Here is a 20,686-nt window from a genome sequence, read left to right as displayed (position 1 = left end):
ATCCCGCCCCTTTGAATCCAAGCCAGAACACGTTTATGACCGCCGAAAGCTTCCTTGATGCCGAAAATGCCGATACGCCGATGAGCGATATCGACAAAAAGCGCAAAACCCGCCAGAACAAACTGCAGAAGCGACTGCGCCGCGAGGTTGGGCAGGCGATTGAAGCGTTTAACATGATCGAGGAGGGCGACAAGGTGATGGTCTGCCTCTCCGGCGGCAAAGACTCCTACGCCATGCTCGATATTCTGCTCAACCTGCAGAAGAGTGCGCCGGTGAATTTCGAGCTGGTGGCGGTCAACCTCGATCAGAAACAACCGGGCTTCCCCGAGCATATTTTGCCGGAGTATCTGGCATCGATCGGGGTGCCCTTTCATATCGTCGAACGTGATACTTACTCTATCGTCAAAGAGGTGGTACCCGAAGGTAAGACGACCTGTGGACTCTGTTCACGTCTGCGTCGCGGCACGCTTTACGGTTTTGCGGATGAGATCGGCGCCAACAAAATCGCGCTGGGTCACCACCGTGACGATATTCTCGAAACCTTTTTCCTCAACATGTTCTACGGCGGCAAGCTGAAGGCGATGCCGCCTAAGCTGGTGTCGGACGATGGCAAGAACATGGTGATCCGCCCGCTTGCCTATGCCCGCGAGAAAGATATCGCCGAGTATGCCGAGCTCAAGGGGTTCCCGATCATTCCGTGTAACCTTTGTGGTTCGCAGGAAAATCTCCAGCGTCAGGTGATCAAGGAGATGCTGCAGGGTTGGGACAAAAGTCACCCTGGGCGCATCGAAACCATGTTCCGATCCCTGTGCAACGTAGTGCCGTCTCACCTGGCCGATACGGCTCTGTTTGACTTCAAGGGGCTTCAGCTCGGTTTCCCGCACGGCATAGTTGACCCGAATGCGGCGGCCGGTTTTCGTGCCGAGTCCGAAGAGGATACCCCCAAGGGGAATGGCGACGTTCAGATGATGGAGCGGATCGACATCCTGTCACTCTAGGTTTAACCCAACATATTTCGGACAGGCCGTAGAGCCTGCCAAGAAGGATCTTCCAGATGCAGAACGAGTTACAACAGCTGTTTCGTAACGCGATGGCGCAGCTCGCCGCGGCGGTAAATGTGGTCACAACCCAGGGCGAGCAGGGCACCTGTGGTCTGACAGCGACGGCGGTTTGTTCGGTGTCGGATACGCCGGCAACGCTGCTGGTCTGCATCAACCGAAACAGCGATACCAATACCGTGTTCAAGGGCAATGGACGTTTGTGCGTCAATATCTGTAACGCCGGGCAGGAAGAGGTGTCGCGCCACTTCGCCGGCATGACAGGGCTGTCCATGGCCGAGCGGTTCGATCTGGATCTCTGGGAGCAGGGCGCGGTGCTGTCTCAGCCGATGCTCAAAGCGTCACTGGCCAGTCTTGAGGGGCGTATCGTTGATATCGCCGAGGTCGGTAGCCACTCGGTGCTCTATGTCGAGCTCGACAATATCGTGGTCAGAGAGGTGCAGGACGCGCTGCTTTACTTCAATCGCGGATTCCGTACGCTGTCTGCTAACGGCTGATCACGCTCTTCGATAACGGGGGCGTTGGAATCGGTCTGTATTGAATCGTTCAAGCCGGAGCCGAATATGTGTGCCTCGTTCCTGTCTTGCTTCAGGTCCACCGTTCTGGTGGGCCTCGCCTTCACTGCAGCGGCCGTGCATGCCGATACCATCGTCCATATGGGCGCGACCAACCAGAGCATCCGCTTGAACGCCGAACGTGCCAACGACGAGGGCATGGTGGATGTGGCCACGCGTGTGTGTGCCGCTTTTGTCGAGCAGTTGGCGATTCCCGCTTTTTATTGCGAAAGCCAGGTGAGATTTTCGGTGGACGGTCGGCAGTATATGCCGAAAGGGTGGGAGCAGCGTGTAGCAACCTCGCTCAGGGAGGAGGTGATGGGGAGCCAATGGTTGATGCAGCGGCTGGAGGTCAGCAGGGAGGCGCTGGAGTCGATGCCGATCGACAGGTTTATTAGCGACTATCTCAAACAAAATGCCCGGGCTTCGATTATTCGCTCGTGGCTGGCCAATCGCGCCAAACAACTCAAGCCCGGGTCCTGAATCGGGAAGCCGCAGTACCGGGAGAGGAGCCCTCTCCCGGCGCAGTGTCAGCGCTCCTCGTCCAGATTCTCCATCTCAAGCCACATGGCATTGATGATGCCGAAGGAGCAGGCCAGCAGTACGCCCAGAATCCATGCGAAATACCACATCTGTTGCACCTCAGTAAGTTGAGTGATCGTTGTTTTGGATAAACTCCACCGATGTCCGCCCCCAGAGTGCACGGTAACACCACAGGGTGTAGCCCAGCACAATCGGCACGAAGATGATGGCGGCATAGGTCATTACATTGAGTGTCAGGTGGCTCGATGATGCATCCCAGAGTGTCAGGCTGGAGTTTGGCTCCAGACTAGAGGGCATGACAAACGGGAACAGCGAGAAGCCTGCCGTCAGAATGATGCCGGCCATGGCCAGAGAGCTGGTCAGGAACGCCCATCCTGGACAGCGCATACCGGCGAGCAGGAAGGTTGTAATAAGGCCGGCGAAACCGATAACCGGTGCCAGCAGGGTGGCCGGGTAGGTTGCGTAGTTTGCAAGCCAGGCACCTTCGGCACGAATCACTTCCTTGGTCAGCGGGTTGGGCAGTGCATCATGCGGCGGTGCGGACAGGATCTGATAACCGTCAATGCCGTTGCTGAGCCAGATACCGGCCAGTGCGAAGGCGGCAAGCGTGATCAGTGCGCAGATCTGGGTCAAGCGGCGCGCTCTGTCACGTACCTTACCTTCGCTGCGCAGATGCACCCATACTGCACCGTGCATCGACAGCATGCCAAGGCTGACAACGCCGCTTAACAGACCAAACGGGTTGAGCAGTCCGAACAGGTTGCCCTGGTAGCTCGGGCGCAGGAACTCGTCATGCTGGAAGGGTACGCCGAGCAGCAGGTTGCCGAAGGCGACGCCAAACACCAGCGCGGGCACGGTACCGCCAATCACCAGTCCCCAGTCCCAGGCGCTACGCCAGCGAGGGTCGGCGATTTTCGAGCGGTAGTCGAACCCCACCGGACGGAAGAACAGGGCGAACAGCACCAGCAGCATCGCCCAGTAGAAACCCGAGAAAGCAGCGGCATAGACAGCTGGCCAGGCGGCGAAGATCGCGCCGCCTGCGGTGATGAACCATACCTGGTTGCCTTCCCAGTGCGGGCCGACGGTGTTGATCACAACGCGACGCTCAATATCGTTCTTGCCCAGTAATGGCAGAAGGGCGCAGGCGCCCATGTCGAAGCCGTCAGTGATGGCAAAACCGATCAGCAGGACGCCGACCAGAGCCCACCAGATCAGTTTCAGCGTTTCGTAATCGAATAGCATCTCTTTACTCCTGTCAGGCGTTCACGGCATCGGACTGATGGGATGACTGCTCGTGGTGATAGCGACCTGTATGCAGGCTGCTGGGGCCTTTGCGAGCAAACTTGACCATCAGGTACATCTCGATGATCGCCAACAGGGTGTAGAAGGCCACGAATGCCAGCAAGCTGCCGATCAGGTCGGCCTCGGTGAGGCTCGAGGTGGCGATGTAGGTCGGCAGCACTTCACCGATCGCCCAGGGCTGGCGACCGAACTCCGCGACAAACCAGCCCATCTCGGAGGCGATCCAGGGCACTGGCAGGCTGATGAGGGCAAGGCGCAGCAGCCAGCGCTTGTGGAAGACGGTGCGACGGGCGGTGAAGTAGAAGCTCAGTGCAAAGATCACGAGCATCCAGACCCCGCAGGCGACCATGATTCTGAACGTCCAGAACATCGGAGCCACAGGCGGTATCGAGTGACGTGCAGCAGCCTGGATCTGCTCTTCGGTCGCGTCCACCACGTTGGGTGTGTAGCGCTTGAGCAGCAGCCCAAAGCCGAGGTCCTGCTTGACGCTGTCGAATTCGGTTCTTAGCGCTTCGCTCTCCTCGCCATTGCGCAGACGTTGCAGCAACGAATAGGCATGCATACCGTTTCGGATGCGTGCTTCGTGCTCTGCGATCAGCTCCTTGATCCCCTTCACCTCTTCGGTGATGGAGCGCGTTGCGATCAGGCCCAGGACATAGGGAATGCGAATCGCATGCTCGGTTTCCATGGTTTCATCGTTGGGTAATCCGAACAGGGTGAAATGCGCGGGGGCTTCGTTGGTTTCCCATTCGGCTTCAATGGCGGCGAGTTTGGTTTTCTGAACGTCGCCGATCTCATAGCCGGATTCATCGCCAAGCAGGATGACGGACAATACCGATGCCAGACCAAACGCGGAGGCGATCGCAAAGGAGCGACGGGCAAACGGCAGGTCACGACCCTTGAGCAGGTAGTAGGCGCTGATACTCAGCACGAACATGGCCGCGGTACAGTAGCCGGCTGATACGGTGTGCACGAATTTAACCTGCGCAACGGGGTTGAAGTAGATGTCCGCGAAGCTGGTCATCTCCATGCGCATGGTTTCGTAGTTGAACTCAGAGCCCACGGGGTTCTGCATCCAGCCGTTAGCGACCAGAATCCACATGGCGGAAAGGTTGGAGCCCAGCGCTACCAGCCAGGTCACCATCAGGTGTTTGACCTTGGAGAGCTTGTCCCAGCCGAAGAAAAACAGGCCGACGAATGTCGATTCGAGGAAAAAGGCCATCAGACCCTCAATCGCCAGCGGGGCTCCGAAGACATCTCCGACGTAATGGGAGTAGTAGGCCCAGTTGGTACCGAACTCGAACTCCATTGTCAGGCCGGTGGTTACGCCTAGGGCAAAGTTGATACCAAAGAGCTTGCCCCAGAATTGGGTCATGTCTTTGTAAACCTGTTTGCCGGTCATGACGTAGACCGACTCCATGATCGCCAGCATGAAGGTCAAACCGAGCGTCAGTGGCACAAACAGGAAGTGGTAGAGCGCGGTAATGGCAAACTGCAACCGCGAAAGATCAACGACTGATTCGGAGATCATCAGTTTCTCCCGATAAAGATGGATTCGCCGTGGTTATCGAACCTGGCAACAGCTTACAGAGCAGGTAGCGTGCCAGCTCGGGCAGGAAAACAGTGTTGCATTTTACGTCCGTGAACTTGCCCGAAATTGCGCAGAAACGGCATTTAGCTAGGTCGTTATACAGGCGGGGTGAGCGGCGGTACAGTGACAAAATGTCACAGTGGGCAGATAATGGCTGTCATTTATGACAGTTTGCGTTGCTTGTCAGGCATCAGATGTCAGATAGGCAAGTGCTGTGGAGGGCGCATGCAACCCGAGCTGCAATGTATCACCACTGAGATGGGGGCGATTCTCGAAGCGATCGCGGAACCGGCAACCCTGATCGGGCTCGACTATCGCATTCTGGCGACGAATTCGGCTTATCGGCAGGCGTACGCTGACGACAATCCAGTGTCCGATCGATGTTGTTATGAAGTCTCCCATGGCTACAACGTCCCCTGCGATCAGGCGGGGGAGTCCTGCCCACTGAAGCGCTGCACGGAAACGGGGCTGCGTCAGCGGCTCCTGCATCTGCATAACACACCCAATGGCGAAGAGCATGTGGATGTGGACATGCAGCCGGTGTACAACGCCGAGGGGGATCTGGTCTGCTTTTTGGAGATCATGCACTGTGTGCGCGAGGCTAAGGCGGTTGCTGGCGATGAGGGCGGTATGGTCGGCCGTTCCGATGCGTTCAATACGATGCTCTCATTGGTGCATCGCGCTGCACCGAGTGAAATCAGCGTGTTGCTGTTGGGCGAGTCGGGAACCGGTAAGGAGCTCGTTGCACGTGCGCTTCACGATAGCAGTGTTCGGGCGCACAAGCCGTTTGTGACTGTCGAGTGTTCAGGTCTTAGCGAGGCGCTGTTTGAAAGCGAACTGTTCGGTCACGAGCGGGGGGCGTTCACTGGAGCTGTTCACCGCAAGCGTGGGCTGGTTGAGGTGGCACGAGGTGGCACGCTGTTTCTTGATGAGATCGGTGAGATTCCGCTGCAGCAGCAGGTCAAGTTGTTGCGCCTGATCGAGACAGGCGTTTTTCGCTCGGTGGGTGGGTTAGAGCCCCAGCATGCAGATGTTCGCTTGGTGTGTGCAACCCATCGAAACCTCAAACAGATGGTCGAGCAGGGCCGTTTCCGGCAAGACCTGTACTATCGCATTTCGCCTTTTCCCATACCTTTACCGACGCTCAAAGAGCGCATCGACGATCTGCCACTGCTGATTGAAGTGCTGCTGCGCAGGCTGCCAGGCGGGACGGCTGTCAAGGTGAGCAAAGATGCCTTGCAGGCAATGAGGCGATATGACTTCCCCGGAAATATCAGGGAGTTGAGAAATATACTTGAACGCGGCATCCTGCTTGCCGATAACGGTGTGATCGATATCGATCAGTTATCGCCTGAGGTGTTAAGCGTATCGGAAGGAGCGGTTGTCAGTGGTGAGCGCCCACGGGAGGTCCTGCCGCTTGAGCAGGTCGAGGCACAATATCTCCGGCAGGTGGCGGCACGGTTCAAGGGCGATAACCGCGAGCTTGCCGCCAAACTTGGTATGAGCGAGCGCACCTTGTATCGCAAATTACGTCAGTTGCGCGTGGGCTGAACGGAAACGGAGGTCGATCGATGGGCAAGTGGGTGAGAACAGGTTTGATGGCCGTGTTGCTCGGTGCTGCTGGGCCTGCCCAGGCCGACCTTCCATTGCTCGACGGTAACTTGCAGGTGCCAAATATGGGGGTGCCGAGGTATGAGTCCTCGGCTGATATATTGTTGCAGCTGCCGGTCCTGGTTGATCCCGAATCGCCGGTTCCATTGGGCATTCGTGTCTTTCAGGACGGTGTGCGGTCAATTCGGCTGCTGAGCGATGAGCTGAAGCCGCAATCGCTGGCGAACTTCTATCTTGAACCCGGTACACGTCCGGAGCTCTCGACCCGTTTCCGTGCTGCCGGTAATGGGGTATTGGTGGTCGTGCGCACGGCTGACCGCGTGCTCTCTGCCCGGCGCAGTTACACCCTGGATGGCAAGGTCATTGCACCGCAGGCCTCAGGCAGGGTTGAGTCAACCGCTCAGGACGGTAAACCTGCTGAGGTTCAGGCAAGTGCTGCCGTGCCTTCCGTTGCGGCCAGTGTCGCCGTGGCCAGCGTGGTCGAGGCAAAGACTCCCGTTCTATCGAGGCTCGATGATATGGAACTGAGGGCCTGGAGAGGCGCCGCCGGGACTGTCGTCGAATTCAGATCCACTGCATCATTATCCAAGCATATTCATAACGGTACGTTAAATCAGGTCTCAACCCCGGTAATTGAGCGCTTTGAGATTCTTCATGGCAAGACCCGTCTACTGAGGGCGGAGCTTAGCGAGGCGCTCTGGTTCGAGCCCTATTTCCGGTTCAGTTTTACAGGCGGAAAAGCAGATGATGAGCTGGTGTTGAACTGGTGGGCTGCTGACGGGAACAAAGGCAAGCTGGTGACCAGCCTGTCGGATCTTGATTGAGAGCCGGTCACGGCAGCGATTCAGTTTGCTACAATCCGCCGACGCAATTTTTCAGGAGTGTCCTCGTGTTATTCAGCCGCGTGTTGCCAAGTGTGGCGCTTGGTCTGTTGTTGGCAGGTTGCAACGCCGCCAATGTCCAGCCTCAAACAGGTCAACCTGATGCCGAGCAAGCGATGCCGGAATCTCCAGCTCCTCGGGAGAGCACAGGTGGTGCTCCGTCCGAAGTGCCGGCGCGCGCGGTGAGCGGTGCGCAGATTTCGAACCAGATTGATCAGCTAAGCGGACGTTTAGTGCTGATGCAGGAGCAGTTGATCCAGCTGAAAAATGCCAGTCAGCAACAGGCTGAGATGAATCAGATATTGCTGGCACGCCTGCAGCATCTTTCAGAGCGCACGTCGGGCTCGTCTTCTGCAGCTGTGGAGGGCAATGCCGCAGGTGAGGTCAGTGACCAAGCAAGCGCCGATATCGATGCGGCCATCGGTCAGTTGATGCAGACGGTGAATCAGCTCGGGTTGTCAGAGGGTGGTGACAGCTTCGCTGTTGCGAGTGCTTATACGGCGAAGGGCGCCTGGGTGCTGATCCGTTACCGTGTCGATACCGGTGAAACCTGGCTTGCCGATCAGGGTAGTTGGGTTCTGCTGGAGGAGGAGCGTTCTCTGCCAGTGTCGAGTTATGCCATCGAGCTTCAGAGGGCCGATCAGGACCTCAAGGGCTTTGTGGCCGTGCGCATTGATAGGCAAAGTGGTGAGAGCTGGTGGCTGAACGACCGGCGTTGGCAGGTGTACCAATGAAGCGCTCGCACGATATCAGTGACTTGATTTCGATCTTCAACGGCGTGTTCCTGCATTCTCACAATACCGAGTTGGTCGCTGGAGATGACGAGCCGATATATTTGCCGGCAGATCAGTCCAATCCCCATCATCGCATAATCTTTGCCCACGGCTTTTTCGCCAGCGCGTTGCATGAAATCGCACACTGGTGTGTTGCCGGTGCAAAAAGGCGTACACTGGTAGACTTCGGTTACTGGTATAAACCGGACGGACGCAGTTGCGAAGAGCAGGCGGAGTTCGAGCGCGTCGAAGTGCAGCCACAGGCGTACGAGTGGATTCTGTCGGAATCTGCCGGACACCGGTTTCACTTCAGCGCGGACAATCTGTCTGCAGGTCTAGGTGCCAGTAGCGAATTCATGCGTAATGTTCATTCAAGGGTGCTTGAACTGCTTGAGCAAGGGTTGCCCGAGCGGGTTGAGGCTCTATCGTCCGCTTTGCGGTCGTTCTACGGCATTCCGTTATTGACCGCCGACAGTTTTGCATTGGAGCGCCATCTGCCGGCTGGAGAGATCTATGCGCGATTTGAGAATTCAGGCGAGTCGCTGGCAGGCACAGTCACTTCCGGTTGATACGGAGGCTGGCACTTTTTCTGAACCGGTATTGCCGGCCTCTCTGTTGGATCACTCTGTCTGCCGATCGGTTGATTTTCTGTATCACCGCCTCGGCATCCAGGTAGAGGGTGAGAGCAACTGGTATCTCTACGCCCTTTCGCTGACAGGGGAGCCTTCCCTTTGGGTGCTCGGTGTCTTCGATACGCCGGGGCAGGTCGATTTTTTTCTCTCGCTACACACCGATAATCCGTTAAAGGTGCCTGCGCTGCGCCAGTTCGATGCAGGGCCGGGGTGGTTGCGGCTTGGGCGAGACGGTGAACTCCATTACCCGCATTACAGCGGTGTTTATCAGGTGGGGCTCAAGAGCTATCGCGTGATGCCGGTGGCAGCGCAGGAGGGGATGTTCAATGCCAGCTACGGCGATCGGGACCACGTAGACTACCTCGGGCAGGGCAGTGAAAAAGAAGTTTGTCTGCTGGTGTACGGGCATTTCGACAGCCGCTTGCGCGGCTGTAAGCTCTGCTGATTACTGCTGGCCCATCTTCTTCATGCCGTTGCCGCCATGTCCTGCCGGCATGACCGCGCGAACAGGTACTGTCAGTGTCTGTTCGCTGCCGTCAGAGTAGGATAGCGACAGGCTGATTTCATCCCCTTCAGACAAGCCGCGATTCAGGCCAATCATCATCACGTGCAGTCCGCCGGGCTGCAGGCTCACTGTGTGGTGAGGCGGCAACTCTATGGCGTCGATACGGCGCATGCGCATGACACCCTGATCCTGTGTATGGGTGTGAAGTTCTACAGCCTTTGCCACGTCCGAACTTGCGCCGATCAGGGTAAGGGTGTCTTCTCCACGGTTTTGTAGCTGCATGAATGCCGCGCTATTGGGCTGTCCCGGCGGTACCGCCCGTGCGTAGGGATCGGTCACTTCGACATCGGCCGCCCATACCTGCGAACTCAGTAATCCACCTAGCACCAGCGTTGTCAGGGCTTTCATCGTGTTAGCTCTCCTTGTCTTCGAGCAGGCGCTGCAACCACTGGCCCAGCTCTGTTGGGGTCGAATTATGGATAAGTGTTCCGGCCAGTGCTCCGTGACGGTCAATGAGGTATAGCCTTGATGAGTGATCCACGGCATATCCCAGAGCGGAATCCTTCATGTCGACCATGCGGTAGAAAGCACCGTATTGACGGACGACGGCATCAATCTGTTCGCGGCTCCCGGTGACACCGGTCATGCGGTCGGAGAAGAAACGGGCATATTGGGCCAGTTTCTCTGGCGTATCACGTTCCGGATCGACGCTGATGAATATCCCCTGTACTTGTTCGCTCTGTTCGGGGGAGAGATTCCTCAACGCCTGTGACAGCACGGCAAGCGCGGTCGGACACACATCGGGGCAGGATGCGTAGCCGATATAGAGCACAACGACTTTGCCCTTGTAATCACTTAGCGAGACCGGACCCTCTTCCGAGGTAAGCGTAAAATCTCCGCCGAGTTGTTGGCCGCTGGCCTGAATATTCTGGGGGGCGGGTTTGAGCGCAAATGCAGCCACCATCCCCGCCAGCAGGCAGGCGCTCAGTATCAGCAGTATCTTGAGTGTCTTCAGTTGGCTCATGCTTATTTCGCCTCGAAATCGAACCAGGTTGAGTACACTCGATCTTTCGACTCGAGCGTCAGGCGAGCGCGCCATACCATGCGCCCGGTTGTACATACAGCCAGCTCGGTGCTCCCCAGCCAGCGGTTGCCGTTACCGGTGGCTGTCAATTCGGTTTGGTTTAACCCCATGTACATGTCTCGCCCTTCGAGCGATAGCGTTGCGCGCTCAATATCGGTGCCTTGAATATCGAGTTGCGCATTCAGCGTTGCCAACGACTGTATCGGGGTTGGCGTGAGTGCGAACTCAAGCGCTATGCCCTCCTGTTTCAGCCTGCATGGACCGTTATTCAGATCACACGTCGGCGGTGTGAGCGTTATTCCCTGTGGTGACGCTGGCGTAATCCAGGTTGGTAGATACAGGGTTGTCGCGATCAGTATCGCGATCAATGCAGCGATAAGCAGCAAGCGCATCCAAGGGGCTGTATGAGCGTCGGTCGAGCTGTTCATTGAGGGTCTCAGTCTAGGCTGGAGATTGGAACGAAGAAAGTGACATATTGTCGCACGCATTGGGTGTCGTTGCGCGCGGGGGAGGCAGGATCAGGAAATCTCGAAACCGAAGTCGAGCTGCTCTTCGCCAGGTACGGTACGTCGAAAGCCTTTGCGGCGCTGTTCGCGATTGATCTGCAGCATCAGGGCGCGGGCAGCCTGTCGCGAGTCGACCAGTGTGTGGCTTTGCTGGCAGCCGGTGCTATTCCTCCAGCACTGTTCGACCACCCAGTCACCGACCAGGTCGCGATATATCCGGATGATCCGGTAATCCCGGTCTTTTTGCCAGTGAACGATCAAGAAGGGTTGTTTCCGCTGTATTACGAGAGCTCTATAATGGCGCGGAATTGAGCCTGAAAGCGGCTTGTTTGTAAAGCACCTGTTTAAACCGGAGGCCCCGTGAATTCTCGATTGAAGATTCTGGCGGACGAAAACATACCCGCGTTGGATGCGCTGTTCGCTGATATCGGGGAGATCCGCCGACTGCCCGGGCGCAAACTCAGTGCTGCGGATGTGGCCGACAGCGATATTCTGCTGGTCCGCTCTATTACGCGTGTAGACGAGCCCTTGTTGTCTGACAGTCGCGTTGGGTTTGTCGGTACTGCCACGATTGGTACCGATCATCTGGATACCCAATGGCTCGACAGAAGAGGCGTGCGCTGGTGCAGTGCGCCGGGCTGTAATGCCGATGCCGTCGTTGAGTACGTATTAAGCGCCTTGTGGCATCTGTGTGCCCAGCATGGGGTCGATCCGCTCACGCGTACCGTCGGGGTGGTGGGCGCCGGCAATGTGGGCGGGCGGTTGGTCAGCCGGTTGCGCGCGCTTGGTTTGGAGGTGCTGGTCAGCGATCCGCCAAGGGCCGAGCGGGAAGGGCATGAGGGTTTTGTCGAGCTGGAGGAGTTGCTCTCACGGTCCGATCTGGTTGCGCTACACACGCCGCTTGTCGACGACGGTCCATACCCGACTCGCCACCTGCTCAACGAGGGCAATCTTGAGTTGTTGAAGCCGGGTGCCGTGCTATTAAATGCCGGCAGGGGGCCGGTGATCGATAACTGGGCGCTGATCCAGTTTATGCGTCGACGCAGCGATGTGCATTTGGTACTGGATGTGTGGGAGGAGGAGCCTCTGGTTCTGCCTGAGCTTGCCGAGCAGTGTGTTATCGCGACGCCCCATATCGCCGGTTACAGTCTGGATGGCAAGATTCGGGGGGCCTGGATGCTCTACCGTGAGGTGTGCCAGTGGTTAGGGCGGGAGGTGTCGATTACCCTTGAGTCGGTACTGCCCAAGCCTGAGATCGAGATGCTGGGGTGCAGTGGCAGCGTCGACCCGCTCAAGCCTATTGCGCTGACGTATGACCCCTACCGGGACGATCGTGCGTTGCGTGAAACCCTCTATCTTGACCCCGAGGAACGTATGCTCGCCTTTGACCGTCTGCGCAAGCACTACCCCGTTCGTCGTGAGTTTTCCAGCTTGCAGATCATGGGGCTGGAGAATAAACAGCAGGCTGAGTTGCTGCTCAAGCTCGGTTTCAACGTCGTAATGGCTTAAGCTTGGACGTTTCTCTCTGGATCACGCACCGCTTATGACCCGATATCAACCAGTGCTGGATGGACAGGTTGCCAAAACGCTGGCCGAGTTGCGTCCGCAGATTGGTGAGCGAGTGCGGTTGGAGATGCGCTCCCCCCGAGGACGGTATGCCGTCCAGCTGATCGGCCTTCGTGAGGGTGGTTCTGTCGTGGTATCGGCGCCGCGTGTGAGCGGAACGCAGTTGCCATTTAATGAAGGGGCGCCGTTGACGGTCCGGTTAATGGCCGGGAACTGGATCTGCGCATTTGAAACCCGATTACTGAAAATCGTCACGACTCCCTATCCACATTGGCATCTGGCTTACCCTTCTCAGGTTGACGTACATCGGGTGCGACATCATACGCGGGTACCGGTGAACCTCGCGGTATCGGTTGACGTCGACGAGATGGATCCGGCAGCGGCCGGATTTCCGGTTAAGGCCTGGTGTACCGATATTCATACCTCCGGTGCCTGTATCGAAGCGAATCGCATACTGGGCAAGGTAGGGCAGAAGCTGTTTGTCAGCGCTCGGGTGTCGGTCAACGGCATCGATCAGGTGATTCTGGCGCCGGCTATTGTCCGCAACACCTACGAAAGTGAAGGCGGAAGTTTCAGTGTGATCAGTCATGGGGTGGAGTTTGTCGATCTGGAAGAGGATACGCGTTTGATTCTTGCTGGGTTTGTGTATCAGCAGTATCTGGTCGAAACCGGCTATCTGCCGACGGAGGGGGCGCTTTGAGTTTTACCCTTGGGCTGATCATCAACCCTTTTGCGGGGCTTGGAGGGAGTGTCGCGCTGAAAGGCAGTGATGGCGCCGATACTGTTGCCAGGGCGCTTGAGCTTGGCGCGCAGCCGAGGGCGCAGCTGCGTGCGTTGACGGCGCTTGAGGCGCTCAAGGGATTGACGTTTCGTCTGATCACCTGGGGCGGCGATATGGGCGAGCTGGTTGCCCGTGAAGCAGGGTTCGAACCTGAGGTGATCGGTCGTCAACAAGGTGCAGTCAGTACGGCCGGTGACACCGAAACGGCTGCCATGGCGATGGTAGAGGCGGGCGCCGACCTCATACTGTTTGCCGGGGGGGACGGCACGGCGAGGAATGTCTGTGCCACGCTGGGTACGAGCTGCCCGGTATTGGGGATTCCAGCAGGCGTGAAGATTCACTCTGGCGTGTATGCCATTACGCCGGGTGCCGCTGGCGAGATCGCGGCAATGCTGATCCGGGGTGAGCTGGTTGCGCTTGATAGTGGAGAAGTGCGCGATATCGATGAGGAGGCGTTTCGGGCCGGTCAGGTTCGAGCGCGTTACTATGGAGAGCTGCTAGTCCCGAGTGAGCCCAGGTATGTACAGCACGTCAAGAACGGAGCTCGTGAAGACGAGGCGCTGGTGCTGGATGACATCGCGGCTGATTTTGAGGAGTCTATGGAGTCCGGTGTGCGCTACATCATGGGCTCGGGCTCGACCGTCGCGGCGATTATGGATCATCTCGGAATTCCCAATACGCTGTTGGGTGTCGACGTCATCGAAGATGGCGAGTTGATCGCGTCTGACTGCACGGCTCGGGATTTGCTCACGCTGACGCAAGGCTGTGCCGCGCGAATAGTCATAACGCCAATAGGCGGGCAGGGCCACCTGATTGGGCGCGGAAACCAGCAGTTATCGCCCGAGCTATTAAACCGACTCGGGCGCAGCGCGTTTCACGTGGTGGCCACTAAAACCAAGCTGAAATTACTGGCCGGCCGGCCTCTTCTGATCGACAGTGGCGACAGCGCTGTTGATCAGGCCCTGAGCGGCCTGGTTGCGGTTCATACAGGTTATCGGGATCAGGTGCTTTATCGTATCGGATAAAGCGGCTTTGGCGACGAATTGATCCGACGCATATTGTAATCGCTGAACTTCTGACTAGTCTTTGTTATCATTATGTTTTTAACAAAAGTGTCTCTTGGTTAAGACAGGGTTAAATATCCTGCCATGCAGGAGTAGAGGCAGGCTGGTTGGAGGTGGTTTTGTGATATCCAACGAGAAAAAAGAGAAATCCCAAATCAAGGTGTATGTCCGTATGCATGACGGAACACGTTCACTGGGAAAAGTTTTTCTGGCCGAAGGGGAGCGTCTGCAGGACATCATGAATGATGACCGTATCTTCATTCCCGTTCATGTGGAGGAGCAGAAGGGTACTTCTCTGGTGATGTTGGCCAAGCGGTATATCCAGCAGGTTGAAGAGGTTCATTCCGAAGCTGTGAAGGACGAGGACTTTTACGCCCGCCATGGTCGGCGCTCGGGCGACCGCAAGGTTGAGCCTCGGGTGGACCCTATCATCTCGGGTATGCGTCTGGAGCTGGATTAGAAACTGCTCGGATACTGCAAGGAAGACTTAAGTGGTTTTCCATAAAAAAAGGCCCGGTTTTACCGGGCCTTTTTGTTTGAGAGGTTATCTCAGCCGCGCTGACTGAGCGCGGCGATGCGATCATCCAGGGGCGGATGGCTGGCAAAGAGCTCCATCAGCCCCTGCTTCAGCTGGCCATTTATACCGAAGGCGTTGAGCTGCCCCGGCAGCTCGTTCGGGAGTCCATACTCCGCTTTCAGGCGCTGCAGGGCACCGATCATGGCACCTTTGCTGGCCAGATCCGCGCCGGCCTCGTCCGCTCGGTATTCCCGTCGACGGCTGAACCACGCCACGATAGTGGATGCCAGAATGCCGAAAATAATTTCGAATACGAAAGTGGTGATGTAGTACCCGATACCGACACCGCCGTTGTTGTCTTCACCCCGGCGCAGGAATGAGTCGACGGCGTACCCGGCGATGCGGGCGAAAAACATCACGAATGTGTTCACCACGCCCTGGATGAGGGTCAAAGTGACCATGTCACCATTGGCGACGTGACCCACCTCATGCGCCAGAACAGCTCTTACCTCTTCGGGGCGGAAGCGCTGTAGAAGCCCGGAGCTAACGGCGACCAGAGCGTTGTTTTTGTTCCATCCGGTTGCAAAGGCGTTGGCCTGCTGGGCCGGGAAAACGCCAACTTCCGGCATACCGATACCGGCGTTGCGTGCCAGTTCAGCTACGGTGTCCACCAGCCAGCGCTCATCGGCGTTACGGGGTTGCTCGATGATCTGGGTACGGGTACCCATCTTGGCCATGGTCTTGGACAGAAATAGCGAGATAAACGAGCCGGCAAAGCCGAAAACGGCACAGAATACCAGCAAGGAACCGTAGTTTAATCCGCTCTGTGCGAGATAGGAGTCTACGCCCAGTAGTTTCAGTGTCACGCTGGCAACCAGCACGACGGCCAGGTTGGTGGCAAGAAACAGCGCAATTCTCATCATGGTCGGTTCTATGTCCTTGTTCGTTAAGGAGATGGTAACGGCACCCTCGGATGCAGGGAGCCGTTGCAACTCCTTTGATTGGGGCTTTGCGACAAAGTTTCAATGGGCAGGACGGCTCTATATAATTCGGCGTTTTTACGCGGGGAAGCGCAGTGCAGCGGGTTATCGAGAGCATCAGCGAGCAACTTCGACTGGCCAAGGGGCAGGTGCGTCGCCTGTTTCACGGTCGTGGCGGGTTATTTGAAGGGTTTGATTGGCTCGTCGTTGATCTGCTGCCCCCTGTTGCGATTATCCGCGTCTATGCGCCTGATGCGCCTGAGCCGCTTGATGCGCTTATAGCGCATTTAATCGCTCAGTCGGAAATCACGGGTGTCGTTGTTCAGATACGTGGTCGGGGGCGTGAAGCTCAGGCTCAGGTAGTCGCCGGTGATGTGCCCGATTCGCTGGTGGTCGATGAAGCGGGGCTGCGATTTCAGGTTCGACCGTTGCAGAACCAGAACTCCGGTTTGTTTCTGGACATGCGCCCCGGGCGGGCATGGGTGCGGAAGAATGCAGCGGGGGCTCGGGTACTAAACCTGTTTGCGTATACCTGTGCGTTTTCGGTTGCAGCCGTGGCGGGCGGGGCAAGTGCGGTGGTAAATCTCGATATGAGCTCGGGGGCTCTGTCGACCGGGCGGCGCAACCACCAGCTGAATGATCAGCCCGCTGATCGCGTTACCTACCTTGCGTTGGATCTGTTGAAGTCCTGGAGCCGTGTCCGACGCCATGGGCCCTATGACCTTATCGTGATTGACCCGCCAAGTTTTCAGCCGGGCAGCTTTGTTGCCGAGCGTGACTATCGGAAGGTGTTACGCCGGTTGGAAGAGTTAACGTCGCCGGGCAGTCGTATCCTGGCCTGTCATAACGATCCGGCATGCAGTGAGGCGTTTCTCAAAGAGATCATGGCCAGCGAAGCGCCTGCGTTCGTATTTCAGCAGCGACTGCCGCTGGCCGATGATTTTCCTGAGCAGAATCCTGAGCAGGGGTTGAAGGCGCTCCTCTACCGGCGCGCAGGGGATTGAGCGCTCTTCCCGTTTACAGATTGCCCACCTGCTGCTCGATCAATCCACGAAGCTCTTCGTAGGGCTCTACATTCTCTGGAAAGAAGTAGAGCTTATAGTACTGTCGCTCCACCAAGCGTCCCTTGTTGCCGTGAATCATCTCCTTGCGGGTGGAATACAGATAGGTCATCTGCATATGGATGACACGGGTATTGATCGGTAACTCGAATTCATGTCCTTCCAGATCGTACCGTATTCTGCGCTCCTTGATCGTGTAGAAGGAGAGTTCCGCGATGTGATCGATATTGAGCAGAAAATTGGAGGTGACAGGCACGAGGCGCTGTTTCTCCAGCCCATTGTGCTCCATATGGATGTCGAGGTTTTTCTTGATTTTAAGAAACATGTTGTGCTCCGTAAGCAGGCGATTCCGTTGTTTCGGCGTCCATCATGACGAGTGGGCAAATGCTTTCGCATCAGTGCCGCATGTCGAATGCGATATCCTCTAAAAGAGTTTTAGCATATGTCGCGGCGATGACACGAAAGTTTCACATGCTCACCTCAAACACTAGCGCGTCGAGTGAGCATGTGAATGGTTCGGGTTACTGCTCGTAACCGTGCAGGAAGCTGGCTATGCGTTCGATCGATTCTGTCAGAAGGTCAGCGCCGGGCAGGAATACCAGGCGGAAGTGCTGTGTATCCGGCAGGTTGAAACCGCTGCCCTGAACAATAAGGACCTTTTGCTGCATCAGCAGGTCGAGGGCGAATTTTTCATCGTTTCTGATCGGGTAACGTGCAGGGTCAAGTCTCGGGAACAGGTACATGGCCCCCTTGGGTTTTACGCAGGACACGCCGGGGATGTCGTTCAGCATTCCCCAGGCCAGCTCGCGCTGATCATGAAGTCGCCCGCCGGGCACGATCAGCTCGTTAATGCTTTGGTATCCGCCGAGAGCCGTCTGGATTGCGTGCTGGGCAGGAACGTTAGCGCATAGGCGCATGTTGGCCAGCATGTCGAGCCCTTCGATGTAGTCGCGCGCCTGATGTTTGGGGCCGCTGACAATCACCCAGCCGGAGCGGAATCCTGCAGCGCGATAGGTCTTCGAAAGGCCGTTGAAAGTCAGGCACAGCACGTCTTCGGCGAGGGAGGCCAGGGAGGTGTGCTCGGCTCCGTCATACAAAATCTTGTCGTAGATTTCATCGGCAAAGATGATCAGCTTGTGTTCACGGGCCAGCTCAACGATCTGTTCCAGCAACTCGGGCGGATAGAGGGCGCCGGTCGGGTTGTTAGGGTTGATGACGACGATGCCGCGGGTACGCTCGGTGATTTTGGAGCGGATGTCGTCGATATCGGGAAACCAATCCGACTGTTCGTCGCAAATGTAGTGCACCGCGTTGCCACCGGCGAGGCTGACGGCGGCGGTCCACAACGGGTAGTCTGGTGCGGGGATCAGCATTTCATCGTTATCGTTGAGCAGGCCTTGCATGGCCATGACGATGAGTTCGGACACACCGTTGCCGATGTAAATATCGTCTATTGCGACGTTTGCTATCCCTTTGCGCTGGCACTCCTGCATTACCGCTTTACGGGCGGAGAAGAGGCCTTTGGAGTCGCAGTAGCCCTGTGCGCTGGGCAGGTTGTAGATTACATCCTGCACAATCTCTTCAGGGGCCTGGAAACCCCAGGGTGCGGGGTTTCCGATATTGAGCTTGAGGATACGGTGACCTTCATCTTCCAGTCGTTTGGCTTCCTGCAACACGGGGCCGCGGATGTCATAGCAGACGTTGATCAGCTTGTTGGATTTGCGGATTGCTGGCATCGTGTGTTTTCGATCCTGAGTTCCAGCAGTGACGTACGGGCGGTCTTGCGCCGGGGCGTGTGGCTGCCTGGGTAGCGGTTTGAGAAACGGCCACAATGATACGCGCAGGCTGATAGCAGTACAATCGAGCCGGGTCTGCCTGGGATGGTCGTCATTCGGGTATTTTCGCCCCTGGGCAAGAGTAGTTACCTTGGTTCTGGCGGGCGTTTTCTACGGAGGTGTAATGAAATCCTTTACCGATCTTTGTCATCAGGCGCAGGCCCTTCATCCGGAGTTGTCGCTGGAGGCGATGCTTGGCCCAGAGCCTTTGGGTGTTGAGGCGCTGTCTGCGGTCACCGATGACCGGCTGCTGTCCGACATGACGCGGCGTATATTTCGTGCCGGTCTCAAGCACTCGCTGGTCGACGGTAAATGGCCTGCGTTTGAGCAGGCTTTTTTCGGCTTTGATCCCCGTGCTGTTCAGTTGCTGAGCGACGATCAGATCGAAAATATGATGAGAAACGAAGCGCTGATTCGTCATCTGGGTAAGCTGAAGGCGACACGTGTCAATGCCTTGATGGTGAGTGAGTTATCGGAGCGTCATCAGGGTTTTGGCCGTTTTCTGGCGAATTGGCCGGTTACCGACATTGTCTCGCTATGGGCGCTGCTGAAAAAGCAGGGTGCACAGCTGGGGGGGAATTCCGGTGCCTATTTTCTGCGGATGGTTGGCAAGGATACCTTCGCGTTGACCGACGATGTTGTGACAGCGCTCAAGGCGCAGGGTGTAGTGGACAAGAAACCGAGCTCGCAAAAAGATCTTCGGCTAGTTCAGGCGGCGTTTAATCTCTGGCACGAGCAGTCCGGTCGCCCGCTGTGCCAGATCAGCCGTTTACTGGCGCGCTCAATCGGCGATAGCCGTTAAGGCTCGCCGTCGACAAGCGGTGTCAGCTGCTGCAGAAACTCGGAAAGCGTCGAAGCCAGTTGTTTTATCGGTTTTCGCCCCGGCCGCTCGAGCCATAGGCTGCCGTTGCTGTTGTCCAATGTCATAAACTCATCGCCGTCGGTGCAGGCGAAGAAAAGAGTGACGGGCTGGCGCTGCTTGTCCTTCGCCATAATGTGGCCCAGAAGGTTTCCGCGCAGACGCTCCATGTCCTCTTCGTTCCAGCAAAAAAGCAGTGTCAATTCTCCTTCGGGGTGTCGAGCCGCTATCGGGTCCGACCAGTAGCGCGTGTACCAGGTTTTGATGTCCGGGTGCAGCGTGATTTCCAGTGCCTCTGATAACCGCTCGAACATGTCACTGGCGGGTTGCTGGCGTACAGGGCGCCAGTGCGCTCTCTGTCCTGGCTGTGGGGCCTCAGTAATGATGCAGGGTGACGGCCAGTCCGGATCAAAGGTGTGGCAGGGTAGTTCGCCTGCTTGTGCCTGATTTTCTTCAATGTATCGGTTGACGAAGGCGTCAAGTAGAGGAGCTAGTTCGGAAGTCATGGTGCCGTATCGTTTTTCAGATGATGACGTAACAATACCAGTTACCTGGGTGTTGTGACGAAAACGCTGACATTGTCCCGCGTGTTTGGAGTGCTATACGCAGAGTGTTGAATTTCTTGCTTGGCTATGGCCGATGAAAGGTTTATTGTGTGCGCGCTTTTTCGGTAAGCCGCGAATGCAGGCCGAAAAAAGGTAGTGAGTCAATGCTCTGTGTATGAAAAAATATTTTTCATAACCGTTTGACAACACAGGAAAAGACATTAAAATTCGCACTCCGTTCTGAGGGGTAACCCGCTGGGGCGAAACGGAAACCATATGTTAAGTGTGGTGCACCGTGTAAAATGGAGCGGTAGTTCAGTTGGTTAGAATACCTGCCTGTCACGCAGGGGGTCGCGGGTTCGAGTCCCGTCCGTTCCGCCAACTTCCTTCCAAAGTGCTCGGAAGGTCGTATTAAGAGCCAGCGTTTTGGGCGAATAG

25 protein-coding genes and 1 tRNA gene are annotated in these 20,686 nt (G+C 56.8%); 15 read left to right on the top strand and 11 right to left on the bottom strand.

All coding sequences use genetic code 11. The features are described from left to right. The first annotated feature begins 80 nt into the window (after positions 1 to 80). From ttcA to ADIMK_RS14885, 3 genes are all read left to right on the top strand, one after another. Positions 81 to 998: a tRNA 2-thiocytidine(32) synthetase TtcA gene (ttcA, locus tag ADIMK_RS14895; protein WP_156042941.1), complete on the top strand. Its 918-nt coding sequence runs from the start codon at positions 81 to 83 to the stop codon at positions 996 to 998. A gap of 56 nt (positions 999 to 1,054) precedes the next feature. Further along, positions 1,055 to 1,555: a 4-hydroxyphenylacetate 3-monooxygenase, reductase component gene (gene hpaC, locus ADIMK_RS14890; RefSeq protein WP_036189887.1), complete on the top strand. Its 501-nt coding sequence runs from the start codon at positions 1,055 to 1,057 to the stop codon at positions 1,553 to 1,555. A 66-nt stretch (positions 1,556 to 1,621) separates the two neighbouring features. Continuing rightward, on the top strand, positions 1,622 to 2,095 hold the full coding sequence (locus ADIMK_RS14885; RefSeq protein WP_036189885.1) for a hypothetical protein: 474 nt from the start codon (positions 1,622 to 1,624) through the stop codon (positions 2,093 to 2,095). A 47-nt stretch (positions 2,096 to 2,142) separates the two neighbouring features. Here ADIMK_RS14885 and cydX read toward each other — a convergent pair whose 3' ends face one another. From cydX to ADIMK_RS14870, 3 genes are read right to left on the bottom strand one after another with little or no spacing between them, the layout of a single operon-like run. After that, a complete protein-coding gene (gene cydX / locus ADIMK_RS21760; protein ID WP_036189883.1) occupies positions 2,143 to 2,244 on the bottom strand; it encodes a cytochrome bd-I oxidase subunit CydX in 102 nt (33 codons plus the stop codon). A 10-nt stretch (positions 2,245 to 2,254) separates the two neighbouring features. Continuing rightward, a complete protein-coding gene (cydB, locus tag ADIMK_RS14875) occupies positions 2,255 to 3,397 on the bottom strand; it encodes a cytochrome d ubiquinol oxidase subunit II (protein ID WP_036189881.1) in 1,143 nt (380 codons plus the stop codon). Between the two features lie 13 nt (positions 3,398 to 3,410). After that, a complete protein-coding gene (locus tag ADIMK_RS14870) occupies positions 3,411 to 4,988 on the bottom strand; it encodes a cytochrome ubiquinol oxidase subunit I (protein ID WP_036189879.1) in 1,578 nt (525 codons plus the stop codon). A 285-nt stretch (positions 4,989 to 5,273) separates the two neighbouring features. Between ADIMK_RS14870 and ADIMK_RS14865 the strand changes: the two genes are divergently transcribed. The 5 genes from ADIMK_RS14865 (at position 5,274) to ADIMK_RS14845 (ending at position 9,390) form a co-directional block, all read left to right on the top strand. Beyond that, positions 5,274 to 6,599 (top strand): sigma-54 interaction domain-containing protein, encoded by a 1,326-nt coding sequence (locus ADIMK_RS14865; protein ID WP_036189877.1) that lies wholly within the window; start codon positions 5,274 to 5,276, stop codon positions 6,597 to 6,599. Between the two features lie 20 nt (positions 6,600 to 6,619). After that, on the top strand, positions 6,620 to 7,483 hold the full coding sequence (locus tag ADIMK_RS14860) for a thiosulfate oxidation carrier complex protein SoxZ (protein ID WP_036189875.1): 864 nt from the start codon (positions 6,620 to 6,622) through the stop codon (positions 7,481 to 7,483). Between the two features lie 65 nt (positions 7,484 to 7,548). Continuing rightward, a complete protein-coding gene (locus ADIMK_RS14855; protein ID WP_036189873.1) occupies positions 7,549 to 8,274 on the top strand; it encodes a hypothetical protein in 726 nt (241 codons plus the stop codon). Next, positions 8,271 to 8,882, top strand: coding sequence for an elongation factor P hydroxylase (locus ADIMK_RS14850; protein WP_081849806.1), 612 nt, complete (start codon positions 8,271 to 8,273; stop codon positions 8,880 to 8,882). The genes ADIMK_RS14855 and ADIMK_RS14850 overlap by 4 nt, the downstream gene beginning before the upstream one ends. Next, positions 8,827 to 9,390 carry a hypothetical protein gene (locus tag ADIMK_RS14845; protein WP_036189871.1) on the top strand — a complete coding sequence of 188 codons (564 nt, stop codon included), beginning with the start codon at positions 8,827 to 8,829 and terminating at the stop codon, positions 9,388 to 9,390. Before ADIMK_RS14850 ends, ADIMK_RS14845 begins: the two co-directional genes overlap by 56 nt. Here ADIMK_RS14845 and ADIMK_RS14840 read toward each other — a convergent pair whose 3' ends face one another. The 4 genes from ADIMK_RS14840 to ADIMK_RS14825 all read right to left on the bottom strand — a co-directional run bounded on the left by ADIMK_RS14840 (position 9,391) and on the right by ADIMK_RS14825 (position 11,301). Beyond that, complete coding sequence (locus ADIMK_RS14840; RefSeq protein WP_036189869.1) at positions 9,391 to 9,858, bottom strand: copper chaperone PCu(A)C; 468 nt, start codon at positions 9,856 to 9,858, stop codon at positions 9,391 to 9,393. It abuts the gene before it with no gap. A gap of 4 nt (positions 9,859 to 9,862) precedes the next feature. Further along, positions 9,863 to 10,474: an SCO family protein gene (locus ADIMK_RS14835; protein WP_036189867.1), complete on the bottom strand. Its 612-nt coding sequence runs from the start codon at positions 10,472 to 10,474 to the stop codon at positions 9,863 to 9,865. A gap of 2 nt (positions 10,475 to 10,476) precedes the next feature. Beyond that, positions 10,477 to 10,962, bottom strand: coding sequence for a hypothetical protein (locus ADIMK_RS14830; protein ID WP_036189865.1), 486 nt, complete (start codon positions 10,960 to 10,962; stop codon positions 10,477 to 10,479). Positions 10,963 to 11,052: 90 nt separating this feature from the next. Continuing rightward, positions 11,053 to 11,301 (bottom strand): hypothetical protein, encoded by a 249-nt coding sequence (locus ADIMK_RS14825; RefSeq protein WP_036189863.1) that lies wholly within the window; start codon positions 11,299 to 11,301, stop codon positions 11,053 to 11,055. A gap of 99 nt (positions 11,302 to 11,400) precedes the next feature. On the opposite strand from ADIMK_RS14825, the gene pdxB reads away from it, so the two are divergent. The 4 genes from pdxB (at position 11,401) to ADIMK_RS14805 (ending at position 14,911) form a co-directional block, all read left to right on the top strand. Beyond that, positions 11,401 to 12,549 carry a 4-phosphoerythronate dehydrogenase PdxB gene (gene pdxB / locus ADIMK_RS14820; RefSeq protein WP_197027543.1) on the top strand — a complete coding sequence of 383 codons (1,149 nt, stop codon included), beginning with the start codon at positions 11,401 to 11,403 and terminating at the stop codon, positions 12,547 to 12,549. Between the two features lie 34 nt (positions 12,550 to 12,583). Continuing rightward, positions 12,584 to 13,306 (top strand): flagellar brake protein, encoded by a 723-nt coding sequence (locus ADIMK_RS14815; RefSeq protein ID WP_051692992.1) that lies wholly within the window; start codon positions 12,584 to 12,586, stop codon positions 13,304 to 13,306. Continuing rightward, on the top strand, positions 13,303 to 14,412 hold the full coding sequence (locus ADIMK_RS14810; RefSeq protein WP_036189862.1) for an ATP-NAD kinase family protein: 1,110 nt from the start codon (positions 13,303 to 13,305) through the stop codon (positions 14,410 to 14,412). The genes ADIMK_RS14815 and ADIMK_RS14810 overlap by 4 nt, the downstream gene beginning before the upstream one ends. Positions 14,413 to 14,623: 211 nt before the next feature. Then, the gene (locus tag ADIMK_RS14805) at positions 14,624 to 14,911 is read left to right on the top strand and encodes a DUF6812 domain-containing protein (protein ID WP_156042939.1); all 288 of its coding nucleotides are present in this window, start codon (positions 14,624 to 14,626) and stop codon (positions 14,909 to 14,911) included. A gap of 89 nt (positions 14,912 to 15,000) precedes the next feature. On the opposite strand, the gene htpX is transcribed toward ADIMK_RS14805, so the two are convergent. Then, the gene (htpX, locus tag ADIMK_RS14800; protein ID WP_036189860.1) at positions 15,001 to 15,891 is read right to left on the bottom strand and encodes a protease HtpX; all 891 of its coding nucleotides are present in this window, start codon (positions 15,889 to 15,891) and stop codon (positions 15,001 to 15,003) included. 152 nt (positions 15,892 to 16,043) lie between these two features. Between htpX and ADIMK_RS14795 the strand changes: the two genes are divergently transcribed. Further along, on the top strand, positions 16,044 to 16,952 hold the full coding sequence (locus tag ADIMK_RS14795) for a class I SAM-dependent methyltransferase (protein ID WP_036189858.1): 909 nt from the start codon (positions 16,044 to 16,046) through the stop codon (positions 16,950 to 16,952). Positions 16,953 to 16,965: 13 nt separating this feature from the next. On the opposite strand, the gene ADIMK_RS14790 is transcribed toward ADIMK_RS14795, so the two are convergent. Both ADIMK_RS14790 and ADIMK_RS14785 read right to left on the bottom strand, forming a co-directional pair. After that, the gene (locus ADIMK_RS14790; RefSeq protein ID WP_036189856.1) at positions 16,966 to 17,334 is read right to left on the bottom strand and encodes a hypothetical protein; all 369 of its coding nucleotides are present in this window, start codon (positions 17,332 to 17,334) and stop codon (positions 16,966 to 16,968) included. 196 nt (positions 17,335 to 17,530) lie between these two features. After that, positions 17,531 to 18,745 carry a pyridoxal phosphate-dependent aminotransferase gene (locus tag ADIMK_RS14785; RefSeq protein ID WP_036189854.1) on the bottom strand — a complete coding sequence of 405 codons (1,215 nt, stop codon included), beginning with the start codon at positions 18,743 to 18,745 and terminating at the stop codon, positions 17,531 to 17,533. Between the two features lie 223 nt (positions 18,746 to 18,968). On the opposite strand from ADIMK_RS14785, the gene ADIMK_RS14780 reads away from it, so the two are divergent. Beyond that, positions 18,969 to 19,646, top strand: coding sequence for a DNA-3-methyladenine glycosylase I (locus ADIMK_RS14780; RefSeq protein WP_036189851.1), 678 nt, complete (start codon positions 18,969 to 18,971; stop codon positions 19,644 to 19,646). Here the strand turns inward: ADIMK_RS14780 and syd are convergent. Continuing rightward, positions 19,643 to 20,209 (bottom strand): SecY-interacting protein, encoded by a 567-nt coding sequence (gene syd, locus ADIMK_RS14775; protein WP_036189849.1) that lies wholly within the window; start codon positions 20,207 to 20,209, stop codon positions 19,643 to 19,645. The genes ADIMK_RS14780 and syd overlap by 4 nt on opposite strands. Positions 20,210 to 20,552: 343 nt before the next feature. On the opposite strand from syd, the gene ADIMK_RS14770 reads away from it, so the two are divergent. Further along, positions 20,553 to 20,629, top strand: a tRNA-Asp gene (locus ADIMK_RS14770). Positions 20,630 to 20,686 lie beyond the last annotated feature (57 nt).

This window comes from Marinobacterium lacunae, from assembly GCF_000705555.1.
Taxonomy (GTDB): domain Bacteria; phylum Pseudomonadota; class Gammaproteobacteria; order Pseudomonadales; family Balneatricaceae; genus Marinobacterium_D; species Marinobacterium_D lacunae.
Note: the sequence above shows the minus strand (reverse complement) of the source record. Positions and strands in the feature narration are given on the sequence as shown.

What these genes read in the sequence shown, in the direction of transcription:
- htpX (WP_036189860.1), bottom strand. Translation starts at nt 15,891, where the DNA reads ATGATGAGAATTGCGCTGTTTCTTGCCACCAACCTGGCCGTCGTGCTG.
- ADIMK_RS14830 (WP_036189865.1), bottom strand. Translation starts at nt 10,962, where the DNA reads ATGAACAGCTCGACCGACGCTCATACAGCCCCTTGGATGCGCTTGCTG.
- ADIMK_RS14865 (WP_036189877.1), top strand. Translation starts at nt 5,274, where the DNA reads ATGCAACCCGAGCTGCAATGTATCACCACTGAGATGGGGGCGATTCTC.
- ADIMK_RS14815 (WP_051692992.1), top strand. Translation starts at nt 12,584, where the DNA reads ATGACCCGATATCAACCAGTGCTGGATGGACAGGTTGCCAAAACGCTG.
- ADIMK_RS14850 (WP_081849806.1), top strand. Translation starts at nt 8,271, where the DNA reads ATGAAGCGCTCGCACGATATCAGTGACTTGATTTCGATCTTCAACGGC.
- hpaC (WP_036189887.1), top strand. Translation starts at nt 1,055, where the DNA reads ATGCAGAACGAGTTACAACAGCTGTTTCGTAACGCGATGGCGCAGCTC.
- cydX (WP_036189883.1), bottom strand. Translation starts at nt 2,244, where the DNA reads ATGTGGTATTTCGCATGGATTCTGGGCGTACTGCTGGCCTGCTCCTTC.
- cydB (WP_036189881.1), bottom strand. Translation starts at nt 3,397, where the DNA reads ATGCTATTCGATTACGAAACGCTGAAACTGATCTGGTGGGCTCTGGTC.
- ADIMK_RS14860 (WP_036189875.1), top strand. Translation starts at nt 6,620, where the DNA reads ATGGGCAAGTGGGTGAGAACAGGTTTGATGGCCGTGTTGCTCGGTGCT.
- ttcA (WP_156042941.1), top strand. Translation starts at nt 81, where the DNA reads ATGAGCGATATCGACAAAAAGCGCAAAACCCGCCAGAACAAACTGCAG.
- ADIMK_RS14870 (WP_036189879.1), bottom strand. Translation starts at nt 4,988, where the DNA reads ATGATCTCCGAATCAGTCGTTGATCTTTCGCGGTTGCAGTTTGCCATT.
- ADIMK_RS14885 (WP_036189885.1), top strand. Translation starts at nt 1,622, where the DNA reads ATGTGTGCCTCGTTCCTGTCTTGCTTCAGGTCCACCGTTCTGGTGGGC.
- ADIMK_RS14790 (WP_036189856.1), bottom strand. Translation starts at nt 17,334, where the DNA reads ATGTTTCTTAAAATCAAGAAAAACCTCGACATCCATATGGAGCACAAT.
- ADIMK_RS14780 (WP_036189851.1), top strand. Translation starts at nt 18,969, where the DNA reads ATGAAATCCTTTACCGATCTTTGTCATCAGGCGCAGGCCCTTCATCCG.
- syd (WP_036189849.1), bottom strand. Translation starts at nt 20,209, where the DNA reads ATGACTTCCGAACTAGCTCCTCTACTTGACGCCTTCGTCAACCGATAC.
- ADIMK_RS14845 (WP_036189871.1), top strand. Translation starts at nt 8,827, where the DNA reads ATGCGCGATTTGAGAATTCAGGCGAGTCGCTGGCAGGCACAGTCACTT.
- ADIMK_RS14840 (WP_036189869.1), bottom strand. Translation starts at nt 9,858, where the DNA reads ATGAAAGCCCTGACAACGCTGGTGCTAGGTGGATTACTGAGTTCGCAG.
- ADIMK_RS14835 (WP_036189867.1), bottom strand. Translation starts at nt 10,474, where the DNA reads ATGAGCCAACTGAAGACACTCAAGATACTGCTGATACTGAGCGCCTGC.
- ADIMK_RS14785 (WP_036189854.1), bottom strand. Translation starts at nt 18,745, where the DNA reads ATGCCAGCAATCCGCAAATCCAACAAGCTGATCAACGTCTGCTATGAC.
- ADIMK_RS14805 (WP_156042939.1), top strand. Translation starts at nt 14,624, where the DNA reads ATGCATGACGGAACACGTTCACTGGGAAAAGTTTTTCTGGCCGAAGGG.